The 18,172-nt window shown below is 60.0% G+C and carries 12 protein-coding genes and 1 pseudogene; 2 read left to right on the forward strand and 11 right to left on the reverse strand.

Annotated elements, in window-relative coordinates; all coding sequences use genetic code 11:
• The first annotated feature begins 71 nt into the window (after nt 1-71).
• On the forward strand, nt 72-557 hold the full coding sequence (locus VQ071_RS13305) for a GyrI-like domain-containing protein (protein ID WP_340514494.1): 486 nt from the start codon (nt 72-74) through the stop codon (nt 555-557).
• A 298-nt stretch (nt 558-855) separates the two neighbouring features.
• Here VQ071_RS13305 and VQ071_RS13310 read toward each other — a convergent pair whose 3' ends face one another.
• The 3 genes from VQ071_RS13310 to VQ071_RS13320 all read right to left on the reverse strand — a co-directional run bounded on the left by VQ071_RS13310 (nt 856) and on the right by VQ071_RS13320 (nt 2,541).
• Complete coding sequence (locus tag VQ071_RS13310; RefSeq protein WP_340514495.1) at nt 856-1,101, reverse strand: hypothetical protein; 246 nt, start codon at nt 1,099-1,101, stop codon at nt 856-858.
• Between the two features lie 86 nt (nt 1,102-1,187).
• Nucleotides 1,188-1,592: an alpha/beta fold hydrolase gene (locus VQ071_RS13315; RefSeq protein WP_340514496.1), complete on the reverse strand. Its 405-nt coding sequence runs from the start codon at nt 1,590-1,592 to the stop codon at nt 1,188-1,190.
• 424 nt (nt 1,593-2,016) lie between these two features.
• Nucleotides 2,017-2,541, reverse strand: a complete 525-nt coding sequence (locus VQ071_RS13320; RefSeq protein WP_340514497.1) for a MarR family transcriptional regulator — start codon at nt 2,539-2,541, stop codon at nt 2,017-2,019.
• 172 nt (nt 2,542-2,713) lie between these two features.
• Between VQ071_RS13320 and VQ071_RS13325 the strand changes: the two genes are divergently transcribed.
• Nucleotides 2,714-3,793 (forward strand): nitroreductase family protein, encoded by a 1,080-nt coding sequence (locus tag VQ071_RS13325; protein ID WP_340514498.1) that lies wholly within the window; start codon nt 2,714-2,716, stop codon nt 3,791-3,793.
• A 402-nt stretch (nt 3,794-4,195) separates the two neighbouring features.
• Here VQ071_RS13325 and VQ071_RS13330 read toward each other — a convergent pair.
• The 8 genes and pseudogenes from VQ071_RS13330 to spoIIP all read right to left on the reverse strand — a co-directional run.
• Nucleotides 4,196-5,596 (reverse strand): annotated as a pseudogene (locus VQ071_RS13330) (FAD-dependent oxidoreductase); the annotation flags it as partial.
• Nucleotides 5,597-5,638: 42 nt separating this feature from the next.
• Entirely contained in the window at nt 5,639-7,189 is a 1,551-nt protein-coding gene (locus tag VQ071_RS13335) for an extracellular solute-binding protein (protein ID WP_340514499.1), read from the reverse strand.
• A 32-nt stretch (nt 7,190-7,221) separates the two neighbouring features.
• Entirely contained in the window at nt 7,222-8,082 is an 861-nt protein-coding gene (locus VQ071_RS13340) for a carbohydrate ABC transporter permease (RefSeq protein ID WP_340514500.1), read from the reverse strand.
• Complete coding sequence (locus tag VQ071_RS13345; protein WP_340514501.1) at nt 8,076-9,038, reverse strand: ABC transporter permease; 963 nt, start codon at nt 9,036-9,038, stop codon at nt 8,076-8,078. The genes VQ071_RS13340 and VQ071_RS13345 overlap by 7 nt, the downstream gene beginning before the upstream one ends.
• A 164-nt stretch (nt 9,039-9,202) precedes the next feature.
• Complete coding sequence (locus VQ071_RS13350; RefSeq protein WP_340514502.1) at nt 9,203-12,397, reverse strand: polysaccharide lyase family 8 super-sandwich domain-containing protein; 3,195 nt, start codon at nt 12,395-12,397, stop codon at nt 9,203-9,205.
• 1,046 nt (nt 12,398-13,443) lie between these two features.
• Complete coding sequence (locus VQ071_RS13355; RefSeq protein WP_340514503.1) at nt 13,444-15,147, reverse strand: cache domain-containing sensor histidine kinase; 1,704 nt, start codon at nt 15,145-15,147, stop codon at nt 13,444-13,446.
• On the reverse strand, nt 15,144-16,700 hold the full coding sequence (locus VQ071_RS13360; protein ID WP_340514504.1) for a response regulator transcription factor: 1,557 nt from the start codon (nt 16,698-16,700) through the stop codon (nt 15,144-15,146). The genes VQ071_RS13355 and VQ071_RS13360 overlap by 4 nt, the downstream gene beginning before the upstream one ends.
• A 212-nt stretch (nt 16,701-16,912) precedes the next feature.
• Nucleotides 16,913-18,115 (reverse strand): stage II sporulation protein P, encoded by a 1,203-nt coding sequence (gene spoIIP, locus VQ071_RS13365; protein WP_340514505.1) that lies wholly within the window; start codon nt 18,113-18,115, stop codon nt 16,913-16,915.
• Between the last annotated feature and the right edge of the window lie 57 nt (nt 18,116-18,172).

Genomic DNA, 18,172 nt, shown 5'->3' on the forward strand with positions numbered 1-18,172 from the left:
ATACAGTTGTCATAGTTGATAGCTTATGCTCGATATGCAGACACCCATTAACGATTAGGAGGCAGCATTTCATGAGCAACCGCACCATCGAGCGGAAAGCGGCATTTCGCATCATCGGTTTTAAAACCGCGCTGAACGACGGGACAGGCATCCATGCGCCGCAGTATTCGGGCCAGAAGACGGTCTTTTTCAAAAGTATGATCGAAACCGGCAGCCTGGCAGGACTTCGCCCGTATGCGGAGAGCCCGTATGGCTGCGCCGCTGTCGCGCAGGACGACGACGGCAGCGTCCGCTACTATGCAGGCGTTATCTCTTCCCGGCCGCTGCCCGAGCAGGCGGACGAGGTTCACTTCGCTGAGGGCGAATACTTGGTGCTGTCGGAAAAAGGCGGGCTGTCGCGGCTCGCGTTCGATAGGCTGGAGGATGAAGCGTTCGGCTCGGTCCTGAGCGAGGCATACGAATATGAATACACCGGCGGGCCGGTCGCGGAGGTGCTGCTGAACGGCAATCCGGCGGATGCCGAGGTAGAGGTGTGGGTGCCGGTTCGGAAAAGGTAGGGCAGGGAAGCGGTCGGGCGGCCCATCTCTGCCGTATAGCGTAACTGTGAGTGCGGCAAGGCCGAAAGCCTGCGAATTTACATCTTTTTTCCGTGCAAGGCTTGCCTTGGACGGTAAAAGATGCGAATCTGCAGGCTTTTACTTCTTTACGCGCGGGAATTCGGCATTTGCGGCTAAAAAGATGCTCATATGCAGGTTTGTGGGCCTCAGCTCTAACGGCCCCGCCGAAAGCCTGCACGAATGCAGGCTTTCGGCGCGCCCGATCGGCGCCGACAGTCTGCCCACGCTTGAACGCAGCTTACTGCTGCACGACCTGCCGGCGGACGCCGTACTTGTCCTCAAGCTCGCCATCGTGGGCGCCCCAAGGCTGCGGCTCGAACGGATATTGAACCCTCCCGCCGTCTGCCACCTGCCCGAACGCCTCGCGCCTCGGCTCTCTGCCGAAGGCGAGCGCCAGCGATACGGCACGCCCGCCGCTCGCGGGACCGAGCGCATCGGACAGCAGCAGCACATTCCCGCCCGCAGCCTCAAGCACCATATGCATCACTTTACCGTTGAGTTCGGCCGGCGTGCCCGGGATTTATCCGTATGTCATCACGGACACGATCCGCCCGATTCTCGGACGGTCGATTACGATTCGGCTCCACGCGCGTTCCCTAATGAAGACCAGGTTTCTGCCGAAAAAAATTGCGCCCATACGGGCGCCAAAGCGGCGGGCTTGACAATATGCGTCTGACCGGGCAGCGTCTGATGCCGCGCATGCAGGAGCGCCTGCGGGAGCGCATGCGGGAGCGCCTGCGCCAGCGTCTCCATCGCATGGCGCATCCAGGCCGGGCTCTTGCCGCCCGCCGCGACCAGCGTCGGCGTCCGGACGGTCGACCATCGGTCCAGCGCAGCCTGGTCGCCCTGCTGCTGATCGATCGTCAGCCGCGTGTCGTACGGGAGCGTGTGCGCGACCGCCTTGAGCTTGGACCAGGCCGGCATGAGCGGCATGATGGCCACGAGCGAAGCCGGCAATCCGACGCCTTCGCGCATGAACAGCTTGATCGCAGCCCCGCGGCGCCCCGGCTCCCAGCTTATCGTTGGCGATTGGCGTGCCGTTTTTGGAAGTAGCCTTGCTCATCGCGTTTCCCTCTGTCCTTTTGACCTGCCACTCACACAACGAATAAGGACATCCACAATCCACAGCATTGACGCGTTTATTTCTAAAAAAAAGCATCGCTTACTTTTTCGCTGGCAGCAGGAAGACTCCTGCAAGGCAAAAACGCATCTGCATACGCAGATACAGGATGTCCTCTGACATCCGGGAAGCACCCTCATGACATTCGAATCAGGGATTGCCGTCTTCCCCCTGGCCGCGGCTGCGACAGCGGGATGACGATCTTGGGGAGAAGAAAGCGGGGGGTGTAGAGGTTTGCGGGAACCGCTCCCCCTGCTCAATAATGCGATCGGATTGGAATCAGTCATCCATATGCGTCGCCCCGCTTCCGCCCTCTTTCAAGAAGTCGCCCGTCTGATCGATCAGCGTCTGAATAAACTTCAGCGATGCCGCAAGCTCCGTCTCCGAAAAGGCGTCCAGCGCACGGATAAAGGATTCCTCGATTTTGTCGTGCATCATGGCGTGCACCTCGTAAATCTGCCTGCCTTTGGCCGACAGGCTGAAGTACACTTCCTTTTTGTTGTCGTTCAGCTGGCTGCGCTTAACGAACCCCTCTTTCAGCAGCTTGGCGCTTATTTTCGTAATGCTCGCCTTGGACAGGTTCATTTTTTCCGCGATCGACGTGTTGTTGACGGGTTCGTGACGTCCGATGCAATCGATGACGTGAACGCTCGTCATATGGCTGGGAATCGACGAGATGCCCTTCACCCGTGCGAGGTCGGCAAACGCGGCTATCTCGGTGGAGACTGTCGACTCGAATACATGCAGATAGTGGTGAAGACGGCTGTGCAGCAATCGTTTAAGTCCATCGGACGTGCTCGTCATGCCAAATCGCTCCCTACTGTAACTTCCGGATAATCGTTTATATATAAACAATATATCACAACTAATAAAGCTTTGGAAAATCAATTTGACAGACTATAACCATCGCATTTATAGTTTACCTGTGAACAATTTAGCGGGAGCAATAACCGCCATCCGAGGGGGAGCGATTCGCTTGAACGTATCCGCGACGATAAGAGAACGCAGATCTATTCGCAAATATAAGACAACGCCGGTCGCACAGAAAACAATCGATTCCCTGGTGAACCAAGCCGCGGCGCTGTACCAGGCCGATACGGAGGAAGCGCCGCAATGGCGCAGTATTTGTTATGACACGCCGGAGGGTCGTCACAGCCTGGCGGACAGCATGATCGCCAAGGTGAAGGGCAGTACGCTCGGCAAGCTCCTGCCGGGCAAAATGCTCGATCTGATCAAAAAGCAAGTGACGGAAACGCCGGCCCACCTGGTCTTCATCGCGGAGTCCGGCAGCACGCAGCGGCAGCGCGACGAAAATTATGCGGCCGTATGCGGCATTATGCAAAACGTTCAGCTGCTGGGCTGGGAGCTTGGGCTCGGCATGCTGTGGTACACCGATCCGATGCTGAACAGCGATCGATTCAAAGCGGAAATCGGCCTGCGGATAGGCGAACGATTCGCCGGCATTTTGAGCATCGGGTACTTTGAAAAGGTGCCGAGAGCGCGCAAAAGAACGCCTGCAGAGCAGAAGTGGACGGCTTTGGAAGGCGATGTGAGCGGGGATGCGGCCCCCCATCGGCTATCTTCGCAAAGTGGCTCTGCACACAAGACAGCTTCGCCAAGGGTATCTTCGCAAAGCGTCCTGACCCTGCTGAACGATGCGGTATGGGCGCCCAACGACGGGCTGCGTGAACCCTGGCGATTTGTTTATGCAGGGGACGGCGAAGCGGCGGATCGGCTTCGGGCCTTGGACGGAGATGCTTCCGCGGCGTTTTTGCTGGTCGTAGCCAAGGAGGAGCCGGACCCCCACAAGCGCGAGGAAGATTACGCGGCGGTATGCTGCCTCGTCCAGAACTTTCAATTGCTGGCCGCCTCCGGGCCGTGGCCCGTCCGGCGATCGATGCCGGCATGGATCTATGACGCGGAGCAATGCAAACTGTTCGGCGTTCGGCCGCAGGAGCGGATTGTGGCGGTGCTGGCGCTCGGAGGCGACCGTCGGCCTTCCCCTTCGGCCTCGGCGAATCAGGTGTCTCCGGCTGTTAATATTACGCATTGCTGATACGACAGCGAGCTTGCCGTCGCTCCGCACGCGAATGAGGGCCTGCCGTACCTCCGGCCAGCCCGCGCCGTTCCTTTGCCGCAATGCCTGCAAATATACATCTATTTCCGCCGGTGTCGGCCCTTTTAAACAGAATAGATGCAAAAGTGCAGTTATTTTCCGCCATCGGCTCCATTTCCGGCTTGCGCTGTACATTTACCTGCACATTTGCAGGTATTTCCTCATGTCGCGCGAGCCGATAAATAATACATGTACCAATGCAGGCTTTTCATCCCGCAAGCCGCCGAAAGCGCCTTTACGCCGAAAAGGCGTTTATCCGCCTGCGAATCTCCGCCACATGCATACTTTCCGACCCTCCAAAAAGAGCCGGACGCATGATTCGTCCGACTCCTCTCAAGCGATTCAGAGTATGATCGAGCCGCCCGCCTTCATCTCCCTGCGGAGGTCGGCCGCGTCCACGTCTCCCAGCGCCGTCGAACGGTGCAGCGCCAGATAAGAAGCGACGCCGGCCGCTTCGCCAGTCTGGTTCATGTTCACCATCACCCGGATGCCCCCGAACGCCTCCTCGTCCGCATCGATCATCCGTCCGGCCGCGATCACATTGCCGAAGGGGCCCTGCGGCACCAGCGAGCGATACGGAATCTGATAGTAGGTCGGATCGGCCGCCAGCGCGCCGCGCCATCTGCCCGTCTCGTTCGGGTGGCCCGGGCGGACATACACTTGTTCGCCGTTCAAATATTTGAACGTCAGACCCGGTTTGTCCTGGTGATGAATATCGACCCGGTAGCTGCCGTAGGCGATCGCATCGTCGAACGGCTTGCCGTACAGCACATCCTCGCCCTGCAGCCGATACAGGCAATCGATGTGCCGCGTCTCGCGAGTGCCGATGTAGGAAGGCAGCGATACGAGTGCAAGGCGGTTGTCCGGACCGTACTTGCGGATCAAGTCCATGACGGCGCGCACTTGCCTGCGCCCTTCGATCTCGCTGCGCGTCAGGTCGTCGCCGTCCGCGCTGTTCGCATGATAAATCCGCGTGCCCGCATACATGTAGACGTCCCGGGTGCCCGGCACATGCCGCCCCCAGCCGAACCCTTCGGGCAGCTCGAACTCCTCGCGATGGGAGATCCGCGCCTGCTTCAGGTCAAGACCGATCAAGCTGTCGCTGCCCGTCACATCGTCTTGCGTATCGCCGCTTGCCCCCCAGCCCGCGATCTTGGCGCAAGTCGTCGACGGCTGAAAATGGGCGGCCATGCGATGCGCCAGCGACAGCCGCGCGCACAGATCGCCGTCCCCGGTCGCATCAATGAACACTTTGGCGCGAATGGCGCCCCGCCCGGATTTGTTTTCCACGACGATGGCCTGCAGCTCGCCATGCTCCACATGGGGGGCGACGAACATCGTGTGCAGATAAGCCTTGACCCCGCTCTCGACGACCATCCGGTCCAGCTCGATCTTCAGCTCCTCCGTATTGAGCACATAACCGACCGAATGGCTTTTCTGCTCCTCCGCGACGGCGCCTACCCGCTCCAGCCTCTCGATCGTCTCCCAGGTCAGCCCCGCAATGATCTGCCTGGAAAATTCAGTATTGTACAGCGTATGCCATATGTTGACCAACCCCGACGTTGCGACGCCTCCGAACGCATTCTGCTTCTCGACGATGACGACCTTGGCGCCCAGTCTCGCCGCGCGGACTGCGGCGAACACGCCGGTGCAGCTGCCGCCGAGCACGCAGATGTCGGCCTCGTGCCAGACGGGAATTTCTCGAGCCGGTTCTATAATCATCCGATTGCACTCCTTTGCTGTACGCTGTACATGGAGAAGGGGCTGCGCGCAGCCCCCCTCCCGTTATTTCAAATACCCGAGCGACTTCAGCGTGTCGGCCGCCGCTTGGCGATAGGCATCGAGCCCGAATTGCGACTGCAGCGATTTCGTATAGTCATCGAATTGCTCGATCGGACGGTTGCCGAACACGAACTTCGTCAGTTCCTCGATCTCGAACCTCGTCTTGTCCGCCAGCGGGAAGTCCGCGGGGAGCGGGATCATCTCGTTGTACGTCTCGATGCGCGGCTCGCCGGCCGCGAAGTCGATCAGCGCCTGCTGCTTCGGGAACTTCGTCGTCAGATAGTTGCGTTCGTCGCGTCCCGTCAGTTGATGGTTGAAGGCATAGCCCGTCTCGGAGATGCGGTCGGTCGGGACGACCTTATCGCCTTCGAAGTTAAAATGAACGCCTTCCAAGCCGTACATGACCAGGAAGGACCCCGGTCCCGCCGTAATATAGTCGATGTACGCCAGCACTTTGTCGAGCTTCTGCGGATCGTCGGCCAGCTGCTTGGGGAACGCATACCGCCCGCCCGTGCTGCCGATATCGAAGCTGCCCTGGTAGGTGCCGCCCGGACCGGTCAGCGCCGGCAATTGCACCCATTCGGCGTTCGGATTGATCGCCTTGTACTGCTTGACGAACTCGTCCTTGGACATCTCGGCCCAGTTGAGATATACGATGCCCGCTTGGCCCTGGAACACCTTCTCCTGGCTGCGCGTCATGACGTTGCTCATGAACTCGGGGTCCACGTAGCCCTTCTCGACCAGATCGCGAATGTAGGCAATCGCGTCCTTCATCTCCGGCTGCAGTGTCGAGTAGACAACCTGATTGTCCTTGATCATGAACTGGCCGGGCGTGGCGACGCCGAAGGCGGAGAAGATCGGATCGAACGTAGACGGCGCGTTCACCGCGTCCGGGCTGCCGATGCCGCTGCCCGTGAGGCCGTACGTGTCCCGCTTGCCGTTGCCGTCCGGGTCCTGCTCCGTGAACGCCTTGACGACGTTCGCGAAGTCGTCGATCGTCTTGGGCATTTCCAGCTTCAGCTTATCCAGCCAATCCTTGCGAATCCAGTACGTGGCCATCGGCAGATAAGCGCGCTTCGGAATGCCGTACAGCTTGCCGTCGACGCGCGTCTTGTTCAGGTCGTTCTCTCCGAGCATCTTCTTCACGTTCGGCATCTTGTCGAGATAGGGGTCCAGGTCCAGCAGGATGCCCTGCTTCACGTAGTTTTGCAGCTGCGCCTTCGATACGGAGAAAATATCCGGCGCGCTGCCGCCCGCAATTTTAACGTTCAGCTGCTGCTCGTATTCGGTCGGCGCCGCGACGTTGAACGAGAGATCCATGTTCAAGTCCTTGTTCAGCTTTTGCAGAATGAAGTCCTCCTGCGGCGCCGGCAGATTCGTGCCGCTGACGAACAAGTTCAGCTTGACGGGCGCCGCGTTCCCCTTGCCCCCCGCAGCCTGGCCGGCGTCGCCGCCCGCTTTTCCGTCGTTACTGCCCGACGCACAACCGGTCAGCGCCGTGCCCAGCAGCAGCATGCAGCTCAGCCCCATGCCCCATTTTGTATTCAGTCCCATACGATTTCCCCTTTTCGTAGTGATGGTCTATGTCAACCCTTGATCGAGCCCAGAAGCATCCCTTGCGTAAAGTACTTCTGGAGGAACGGGTAAACAACGAGAATCGGAAGCGCCGAGAGTACGACCGCGGACATCTGCAGCGACTGCGACGGGAGGACGTCCTCCGCATCCATCGGCGGCGTGAGGGCGCTGGCCAGAATGGAGCGCAGGATGACTTGCAGCGGCTTCAAGTTGTTGTCGTTGATGTACATGACCGCCTGGAAAAATTCGTTCCAGTGGCCGACTGCGTAGAACAAGCCCACGGTAGCGAGCACGGGCATCGACAGCGGCAGCACGATACGGGTGAGGATGCGCACCTCGCCGGCGCCGTCGATCCGGGCCGCTTCGCTGAGCTCCGTCGGGAGATTCTCGAAGAACGTCTTCACGATCAACAGGTTAAAGGTCCAGATGACGCTGGGGATGATGAGCGCCCACAGCGAGTTGATCATCCCCGTCCCCTTGACGACCAGGTAGGTAGGCACGACACCGCCGTTGAACAGCAGCGTCAGCGTCACGAAGAACAGCAGCGGCTTGCGGCCGGGCAAATACTTTTTGCTGAGCGGATACGCCATCAACGAAGTGAATACGAGATTGAGAAACGTGCCCACGACCGTAATGTAGATCGTAACTCCGTATGCTCGCGGAATGAGCGAATCGTGCAGGAAGGCGGCATACGCGTCGAAGGTCAGCTTTTTCGGAATAATGATGAACCCGCCGTTGCGCAGCACCTCGCTGTACGGCGTCAGCGAGACGGACACGACGTACAGCAGCGGGAAGATGATCGCCAGCGCGAACAAACTCAGAATGACGATGACCGTCCAGTCGAACACCCGATCCTTGATGCCCGTTACCATATCTGCTCCCCCCATCTCTTGGCGACCTGGTTCGCCGACACGACAAGCACGAATCCGACCAGCGACTTGAACAGCCCGACGGCGGCCGCGATGCTGAAGTTCAATTGCTCAAGTCCCGTCCGGAACACCCAGGTGTCGATGATGTCCGCAACCGGATACACTTGAATGTTGTACATGATGTAGATCTGGTCGAAGCCCGCGTCCAGCATCTGGCCGAGCTTCAGGATGAACAGCAGGACGATCACGCTCCGGATTCCCGGCAAGGTGACATGCCAGATGCCGCGCATCCTGCCCGCTCCGTCCACCCTCGCGGCTTCGTACTGCGCCGGGTCGATGCCCGCGATCGCGGCCAGGTAGATGATGGCGCTCCAGCCGGTATCCTTCCAGATCTCGGAGCCGACGAGGATGCTGCGGAACCACTGTGTGGAAGACAGGAAGTTGACGGCCTGCCCGCCCTGCTCCTTGATCATGTGATTCACCAGCCCGTTGGTCTCCGACAGGAAGGCGACGCAGATGCCGTAGATGATGACCCAGGACAAGAAGTGGGGCAAGTAGGTGACCGTCTGGACGAACCGCTGGAACACCTTGTTCTTGATCTCGTTCAGCAGCACGGCGAGGGCGATGCCGGGTATCATGCCGAACAGGAGCTTGTATAAGCTGATGAGCAGCGTGTTCGTGAGCAGCTGCCAGAAGTACGGCGATTCGTAAAAGGTTCGGAAATGCTTGTACCAGGGATCGGCCCAGGGGCTCTTGGCGATGCCGTCCATGATGTTGTAGTCTTTGAACGCGATAATCGCGCCCAGCATCGGCGTATACCTGTAGGTCAGGTAATAGATCAACCCCGGCAGCAGGAACAAGTATAAAATTTTGTGCTTCCATACCGCTCTGCCGAATCGGGCCAGCGGGACACTCGGCGCGCGGCTTGCTCGGGGAACGGCTTTGACGACCGTATTCATGGGGTCACTCCTTCTTTCATTCTCTGACTCCATGTTACCTGCCGGGGACTTTCGTTTGAACAGGGGGTTCTAAGTGTTTACTCCTGGTCTTTTAGTGAAAAGGACGCTCGCGGCGGCCGCGAGCGTCCTGGTCGGAAAAACGGAAGGCTATAGGCGCCCTGTCATCATTCCGGCACCAATTCAAGCCGATCGAATACGAGCACGTATCCGGTCCCCGACGTGCCTGTCACCTGAAACTTAAACGTGCGCGTGCCGGCCGACGAGAAGTTGACCGTACCGAGGCTGGTCGTCTTGAACGTCTGTCCGGATGCGTACTGGTCCACGGGCGTACCTTGTGTGACACCGTCTACGTACAGCTGATAAATGCCGCGATCCGAATAATTTTTCGTTCTCGCATAGATCCGGTACGTGCCCGGCGCGGCTACGTTGACGGCATAAGAGACATAATCGTTCACCGCGTTCGCGTTCAGCTTCGACATCTTGCCTCCGCTCGCCCCGCCGTCGTTGACGGCGACTACGGTATCGCCGGCGGAGCTCGACGAGGTGAGCAGCTCCGCCTCCTGTCGCGATACGGCAGGCACCGGCCCTGTGCGCTCCAGAACGATGGCATCGAGCGGCAGCACATAGTCCGTGCTGGCGCCGTTCTTGCCCGTGACGGTGAAGCGGAACGTCTTCGGACCGCCGGCAGCAAACGATATCGTGCCGACCGGGATCGTCTGGAACGACGCCGTGCCGGACTTGTAGAAGTCCACGGGCGCGCCCACCGCGATGCCCTGCACCGTCAACTGGGCCGTCGCCCGGTCGGTCGACAGCTTGCCGCGCACGGAGACGTTGTACGTGCCGGCCTGCGGCACATCCAGCGCGTGCTCCGCGTAATCTCCCACAGCGTTCGAAGCATACTTTCTCCACTTCCCGCCGCTGGCCGGCGTGTCGGAGTGGACGATCTGCGACACGTCGCCGGACGAATCGAAGGGCAGGCTCTCCGACTCGTACGTCGTCAGCTGCGTCCCGCCGCATGTGCCGCTCTTCTTGAACGAGGCGACGAACGATTGGCCTTGGCTGCCGTTCACGTCAACCGTGAACTGGATGCCGGGCGAGGTCTGCTGGACGACGATGCCCGGATCGCTCTCGATCGTGCAGGCCGCAGGCGAATTCAATCCGATCTGAATCGTCCCCGTATTCAGCTGCGACGGGTCCGCCACCGCTACCGCGATCTCGCTCGCCGTCTCCTTCACGACGACCGAAGCGACCTTGTCGCTGGTAATCCCGCTCACGGTCTTCGATTGGTCCTTCCAGAACTGCACGGCTGTGACGCCGAGTCCGGTCTCCTTTACACCCTGCGCGTCCGCCGAATTTTCCAGCACGGCGATGTCCGGGCTCGCCGCATAGGTGCCGACCTGCGTCGCCGAGCGATTCGGCAGGAGCACGTAGGCATAGTCGCCGGCCGTCGGATTCGTGCCGTGATCGAACCACAGGTTCAGATAGTTGCGCGTGACCGGCGTGGCATCGTTGAATCCGACATACGTATTCAAGGCGTTCCAGGCGCCTGTATTCGCCTTTCGGCTTGCCTTCAATGTCGCCGGAGTCGGGAAGTAATAGCCGATGCCAGAGCCGGACACATTCCCGTCGAGATGCGCCCAGTTGACGCCGGTCATCGTCTCGCTCCAGCCGAGCGTATTCGACTTCGCCGTGCCGTTCACCGTGAACGCATTGTCGCCGGCCGCGTTCAGCTTCCGGTTCTCGACGGTCGTCTCCACGACTTTGCCGTCCGACGCGGCGATGCCCGCCCCGAGCGCGACGATCTCGTCGTCGAACATGAACCACGACTTCTTCGCATCGAGCGTCTGCGCATAGGGCGTCAGGCGCATCGCCGCCACGCCGAAGCCGCCGAGCGATGCGCCGCCGGCCACGTCGCCGCCCTGGCCGCTCGCCGTCTGGGTCTGAGTCCCGGCTTGCGCCGTCGTGCCCGGCAGCCGGTAAGGATCCACGGTCGGCCAGAAGTCCCCGCTAAACTGCCCGAGGTCCCCGTTGTAGAGATACGTCATGCCCTCGCCGGTATGCCAAGCCTTGCGATTTTCCCCGTTAATCAGCTCGTAGGGCAGGATGCGCTTCGAGCTCATGCTGACGGCGAAGCCGAAGCCGGGCTGGTCGTGAACGACGCGGTCCATCCCCGCGAACACATGGTTCAGCGACAGCTCGCCGCGTGCGACGACAGCGGTGTCGTTCATGATCTGACGCGCGAGCACAATCATGTTGATGCTGGCATCGTCGTAAAAGCTGCGGTACGTGTCCGCCCCGATCTCGTACTTGACGAGCGAGCGAATCGCGAGCCGGTCGGCGAACGGCGCGAACTGCGAGATGCGGATCAGCGTCTGGATCACGTCATGGCCGACGACATGATCCGGGAACTTGTTGCGCGAGATCTCGCGTCCGCGCGTCATGTCCATCATCGCTCCCTTGTAGAGGAGCGGTTCGACGCCGTCGTACACCCACTTGAACAGATTGTCCTTGCGCGAGTCGGTCACCGCCCACGACGAGCCGCTGAGCACGTACATCAGGTTGGCGATGTCCTTCAGCATGTCTTTGCCGTAGCCGCCGGTATAGGCGAACTTCGTATGCTGGACGAAGGAGCCGTCGCGGTAAAAGCCGTCGCCGGAGGTGACATATTCGAAGACATCCCCCAGCCCGTCCCTGCCGGCTGCGATTCTGCCGCTGTCCTCCAGGATCATGCCCCGTACCGCCATCAGATAAGAGAGCCATACCCGGTTGGCGCCCGAATACGCGTACAGGGAAGCGCTTGCATAATGCTCGATCGCATTCATATAGTTCGTCCGCTGCGTTGACGTAAAATCGTCGTACATCAAGATGACGATATTGGTGATCTCGATCGGAGCGCCGATGTCCCAGTCCCACCAATTGCCCGCTTCGGCGATCGTCTCGTTGTACCGGTTCGCATACATCCATTCCATCGCGGAGACGATGGCGTCCCGGTAGCCCGAGTCTCCCTCCATCGACGTGCCTTTGGTCGCATAGCCGAGCGCCATCTCCTTCAGCTTGCGGTAAGACAGCTTGGCGATCTCGCCGCTCGTCGCTCCGTTGAAGGACCACAGTTTAGTCCGGTTCGCCGATACGTCCATCGTGTTCATATCCGTGGCGGCATCCGCTTGGATCGAGGCGATCTTCGGCGCGATCTCGGAATCGGACGGATTATAGCTCGTCCCCCCGGTCAGCATCTCCTTCCATTTGGCCCTTAACAGATCGTACTCGCCGGATGCGTGCGCTTGCTGCCCCGGCGCCTGCCACAGACTCGCGATCATTGCGACTGCGAGCAGCAGGCCCAGCCATGTCCTTCTTTTCATCATTCCTTGCCTCCGTTCCGATGATTGATGTGGCAATCCAGGATTGCATTCTCATCGTAGCCGTTGGCATTTCGGAGATGAACAGGACAATATTCAGGTTTGGCATTGGATTTTTATCGACTTCGTTCCTTTGCGGCAAATGCCTGCAAATATACATCTATTTCCGCCGATGTCGGCCATTTTAAACGGAATAACTGCAAAAACGCAGTTATTTTACGCCATCTGCCGAAATTCCGGCTTGCAACTTGCATTTACCTGCACATTTGCAGGTATTTCATCAGGCACCGTTAGCCGGCCAAAAATACATGTATAAATGCAGGCTTTGGGGCCTGCAAGCCACCGAAAAGCTTCGCCAGGCCGAATGTGGGCTCACCTGCCCGCGAATCGCCCAGCTTCTAGGAACCCCCGGTTCGCCCGGGTGGAGGGCATCGCTCGCTTGCTTGCTTGCTGGCTGGCTCACTCGCTCACTCGTCCGTCCGTCTGCTCATTCGCCCGTCCGCCTCGTCCGCTCGTCCGTTCGCCTCGTCCGCCCGTCCGTCTGCTCGCCCGTCTGCTCATCCGCTCGTTCGTCCGCCCATCAGCTCGCCCGTCTGCTCATCCGCTCGTTCGTCCGTCCGCCCGTCAGCTCGTCCGCCCGTCCGTCTGCTCGTCCGCTCGCCCGCCCGTCCGCCTCGTCCGCTCGTCCGCCCGCCCGTCCGTCTGCTCGCCCGTCCGCCTCGTCCGCTCGTCCGCCCGCCCGTCCGCCTCGTCCGTCCGCCCGCCCGTCCGCCTCGTCCGTCCGTCCGTCCGTCCGTCTGCTCGTCCGCTCGCCCGTCCGCCTCGTCAGCTCGCCCGTCCGTCCGTCTGCTCGTCCGCCTCGTCCGCTCGTCCGTTCGCCTCGTCCGCCCGTCCGTCCGTCTGCTCGTCAGCTCGCCAGCTCATCCGCCCGCCGTCCGTCTGCTCGTCCGCTCGTCCGCCTCGTCCGCCCGATCGCCCATCCGTCTGCTCGTCAGCTCACTCGCCCGTCCGCCTCGTCCGCTCGTCCGTCCGCCCGATCGCGACGCGCGCTACCGGCTCTCCTGAACCGGCACGCGGATCGAGATCCGGAAGCCCTCCGTCCTCCCCTGCTCGATCTCGATTCCGTACGGCTCGCCGAAGTGGAGCTGAATCCGCTTGTGGACGTTGGACAGCCCGATGCCATGGCCGAACTCGGCCGAACGGCGCTCTCTCGGCATGCCGGCGTCCTCCTCGATATCCTGACGCTCGCCTGCGCCCGGTCCGTTGTCCTCGACGACGAAGATCAAGCTCGCGCCGGATCGTCTGACGGTCAGCCGGATCTTGCCTTTGCCTTCGGGCATGCGGTTCATCCCGTGCTTCACCGCATTTTCCACAAGCGGCTGCAGGATCAGCTTGATGAGCCCCAGACCGAGCACGTCCGGATCCGCCTGCACAAAAAACTGGAACGATCGCTTGCTCCTCAGCAGCTCGATCTCCATGTAGCTTCTGGCATGCTCGATCTCGCGCCCCACGGTCGTCCGCTCTTCGCCGTTGTTCAGGCTGAAGCGAAGCAGATTGGCGAGCTTCGTCACCATCTCGGCGATATCGGGCACATTTGCCCGCTCCGCGCTCCATTTGATCGAGTCCAGCGTGTTGTAGAAAAAGTGCGGGTTGATCTGATGAATGAGCGACTGCATCTCAAGCTGCCGTTTGTCCGACTCCATCCGCTTGGTCGCATCCAGCAGGTCCGACATATCCCGGGTCATTCGATTGTACCCGTTCACCAGCTGGCCGATCTCGTCGTCGCGCGCACGTGGCAAGCGGAAAGGCTCCAGCAGCCCTTTGCGCACCTGCTTCATATGCTTGACCAGCTGCATGATCGGCAGCGTGAAGTTGCGGATGACGATGGCCACGAACAAGGCAATGACGAGGAAGCTTGCGATGACGGTGGCGATCGTGAAGCTTTTGATGCGTCCGATGTTGCCGGTCAAGTCGCGCTCGGGCAGCATCGCGATCAGCTTCCCCCCGTCCTGGAGGGCGATCTCCGCGCTGGACCAGCCTTCGATCGGTCGATACGGCTCAAGATACGCCCCTTCGTATGGTTGCGAGATGATGCGATTGCGGTCGTCGACCATGACGAAGCGATAGTTTTTGAAGGAAGACGGCGGGATCAGCTCGGTTCGCACGAGATATTCGGGCACGCGGATCGCCATGATGCCGATCGGCTCGAAGTCGTCGAGCGAACGGATGGCCCGCACGTAGAGATGAACGGGCTGCCGAATCCGCTCGTCCCATAGATGAACCCATTTGCCCTGGCCGTTCCTCGTCAGCGCCTCCTCGAAATAAGCGGACTCGGGATCGATGCGGGACAGGCCCATCAGATTCCGATAGTTGGGATAAGCTTTCAGGCTTTTCGGCCTGATGTAGAGCTCGTAAGGTCCCTTCAGCCGGGCGGTCAAGGCGTTCATCCGGTTAATGAAGGTGAGCTCCTCCGTATAGACCGACGGCTCCGGCTGCCGCAGAAAAGACTGCAGCTCGCCGGAGCCGATGATGCTCTCGGATTGCCGTTCCACGCCCTGGAGAAAATCGTCGACTCCCTTGGCGTTAACCCGCAGATTGTCTTCGAGAAATTGCGTTGTCACGAACCCGATTTGCTTTTTGGACTGCTCGTACGACAAGTAGCCGAGCGCGCCCAAAGGCACGAGCACGGAGAGGCACATGAGCAGGATCATTTTCCGGAATAGGTCGCCCGCGGCGATTCGCGTCCACTTCATTTCCCGTATCGGAACTCCTTCGGTGTCAAGCCTACGCGCTTTTTGAAGATATTTCCGAAATGCTGCAGATCGCGGTACCCGACGGCTTCGGCGATTTCGTATATTTTCATCGAGCTCTCGGTCAGCAGACGCCGAGCGTGCGCGAGCCGCGTCTCCGTCAGAAAATCCATATACGTCTGCCCGGTCTCCCGCTTGAAGGATTGGCTGAGCCATACCGGGTGCATGGACAGGCGCTCGGCGATCGCCTGGAGCGTCAGATCCTCCGCATAGTGCTCCGTAATGATTCGAATCGCCCTGGCGATGAGCGCATTGTGCGTCGTCCTGCGGCAGAGGGTCGGCACGTACTGCTGGAGAACGTTCGAATACTGGTCTAACGTGCGGCACTCGTCGAGATCCTCCCATACCCGCATGGGCACCTCTTCGAGCTGCCAGCCTTCGGCATCCTTGAGCGCCAGATGAATGCGGGAGAGGAAGCCGAGCAGGATTCGGACGACTTCTTCATGACTGTAAGAGTGCGCGCCCTGCAGGACCGCCTGCCGGAAATACGTCGCTACGGCGTCCTTGAGCGTCTCTTTGTCCCCTCTGACAATCAAGGCGGCGATCGCTTCGGGAATGGAGTCGGCAGCTATGGCGGCAGAGGCCGCGGGAGTCTCGTAATGCATCGGCGCCTCGTCCGACAGCGAGTGAATTTGATAGGCACGCTGCGCCTGGGCGTATGCTTCGTGGAGTTGATCGAAGCGCTCCATCCTGGCGCTGATGCCGACGGCAAGCGTGATCCGCTGATAGCTGCCGACGGATGCCACCGCATCCTTGGCCATCTGCTCGGGCTGGTCGGAGGCCGTGATGAGCATCCATCTGTTTTTGGGATCCTTCAGCAGGACGGATGGCGGTCGGGCGTCGGCCAGCTCGCTCACGATGTTCCCGATCGCGAACGTCTGCAGGGCATGATCCCGGTGGAGGGGCTTGCCGTCCGGGTATCCTTTGACGTCCATGAGCATGACCGTATACGGCGCTTCCGCGAGCCACGCGAGCTGCCAGAATTGAAGACGCTGATAGAGATGCTCCTCCAAGCGCGTCGGGCGGGTGCAGAACTCGATGAGATATTCGTTCCGCAGCGCATGATTGCCTCTCTCCGCGAGCGACTGCTGCTTCGAGTTTTCGGCCGCCAGCTTTTTTTCCAGCAGCACCATGTCGATGGCCTTCTCGATCCGCTCCTTGAAGTCCTCGGTACGGAATGGCTTGAGCAAATAGTCGAACGCGCCGAGCCGGATGCTCTGGCGCGCGTATTCGAAATCGTTGAATCCGCTGACGACGATCACCTTGGGCTTGTAGCCGTCTTCGTCCACGACACTCTCCATCAATTCCAGCCCCGTCATCCTCGGCAGCATGATATCCGTCACGATAAGCTCCGGCTGCAGGGCATGGATGATCTGCATGGCGCTCTCCGCGTTGTCCGCCGTATGCAAAGTGAGATCGGGCCGGTTCAGTCCGGCTGCGATCCGGGTCATGCCCACAAGCGCGTCGGGTTCATCCTCGATGAGCATTACATTCATGGATGCCACGTCCTCTTCGCTAGATTCGACGCCACATTTTCCATAGATATTGCTTTCATCTTAATCGAGCGGCGGGAAAATGAAAACAGGGAAAACACAAGGTTTCCCCCTGTTCCTTTAGTGCATGGCAAAGAGCCATGACGCCCCTCTCCGCGAAAGGCTGCTCATGGCTCTCGAATGACGGGCGGATGAATCCCGCCTGCTATGCCTTCTTATACCTCCGTCCCGGTATAAGCGGCGAATATATCGGCGAACGCGTCGGCCGTGTTCAGCGACTCCTGCAGCGTATTGTTGGCGCCGCCGACCTCCAGCAGCATGCTGCGCGGGGACAGCGATTGATTGTATTCCCCGTCTCCATGCGCCTTGTCCTTCATCAATACGCCCCGCGACAGGCCGGGATATTTTTTGTCCAGCCGCTCGTGCAGCGCCTCCGCGAACTGCTTGTTGGCCTTGTAGTCCGCATTGCCCATGCCGATGACGAACAGCACCCGAGCATACGTCTTGCCTCCCAGCGTGACCGTCGTTTGCTTGCGCGGCACGTCCCCGTCCCTATGAATATCGAAAAAGTAGCCCAGCGACTCATTCGTCTTCATCGCCGTCTGCACAATCTTGCGAGATTCGGTGTACGATTGCGAGAAACCGAGGTTGTTCAACGCGAGCCGCTCCGTAATATCGTCGTCCGCCACGAGAGCCGAGACGCCTCTTTTCTGCAGCGCCGTCCCCAGCCGATCCCCGACCAGCGTGATGTTGATCTTGGGGTCGTCGATCGAGGAGCCGTTCGTCTGCGTGGCTACATTTTTCCAGGACTCCCGGTTGTGCGTATGGTAGATGTACACCTGACGCCCGCTCGCCGGCGCCTGCACCTTCGTTCCCGAAGCGTCGTTCGTCGACACGACCCAAGCCGCTACATAGGCCGTCCCCTTCGCGCCGAGCGAGACGCGATACCAGTCCCCTTCCTTGCCCAGGATGGAATAGTTCTGCCCCGGCTGCGCCTTGCCGACGATATCCGCTTCGGTGCTGGGGCTTTTGCGCAGATTCGTCACGTCCGTAATCTTAACGACCGCAGACGCGGCACTCGTCTTCACGACCGCCGGCTTGGCGTCAACCGTCGTCTGCTTCATATAATCGGCGAATACCCAACCCGTCTGCTTCGCTGAAAGTTTGATTTTAAACCACTCGTCCTGCTTGTCCACTACCTCGTAGCTGCCGCTTTTGCCGATCATCTGGATGACCGATGCCGTCAGCTTGGGCGCCGTCCGTACGTTCAGCCGGTCAACGGTGCTCTGGACATACGTTTTGCCGCTTTGTACCGCACTTGCCTTCACCGAAGGGGCAGCCGTTTGCCCGGCAGCCGCCTCGGCCGAGCCGAGCAGCAGACAAGCGCTGATGGCCGCGCTTCCGATCGTATGACGCAACAATACAGGTCCTCCCTTTTATTGAAAATGACGAGCGGCTGGATGCCGGTTCGTCAT

The organism is Cohnella sp. 56 (genome assembly GCF_037963805.1).
Classification (GTDB): domain Bacteria; phylum Bacillota; class Bacilli; order Paenibacillales; family Paenibacillaceae; genus Cohnella.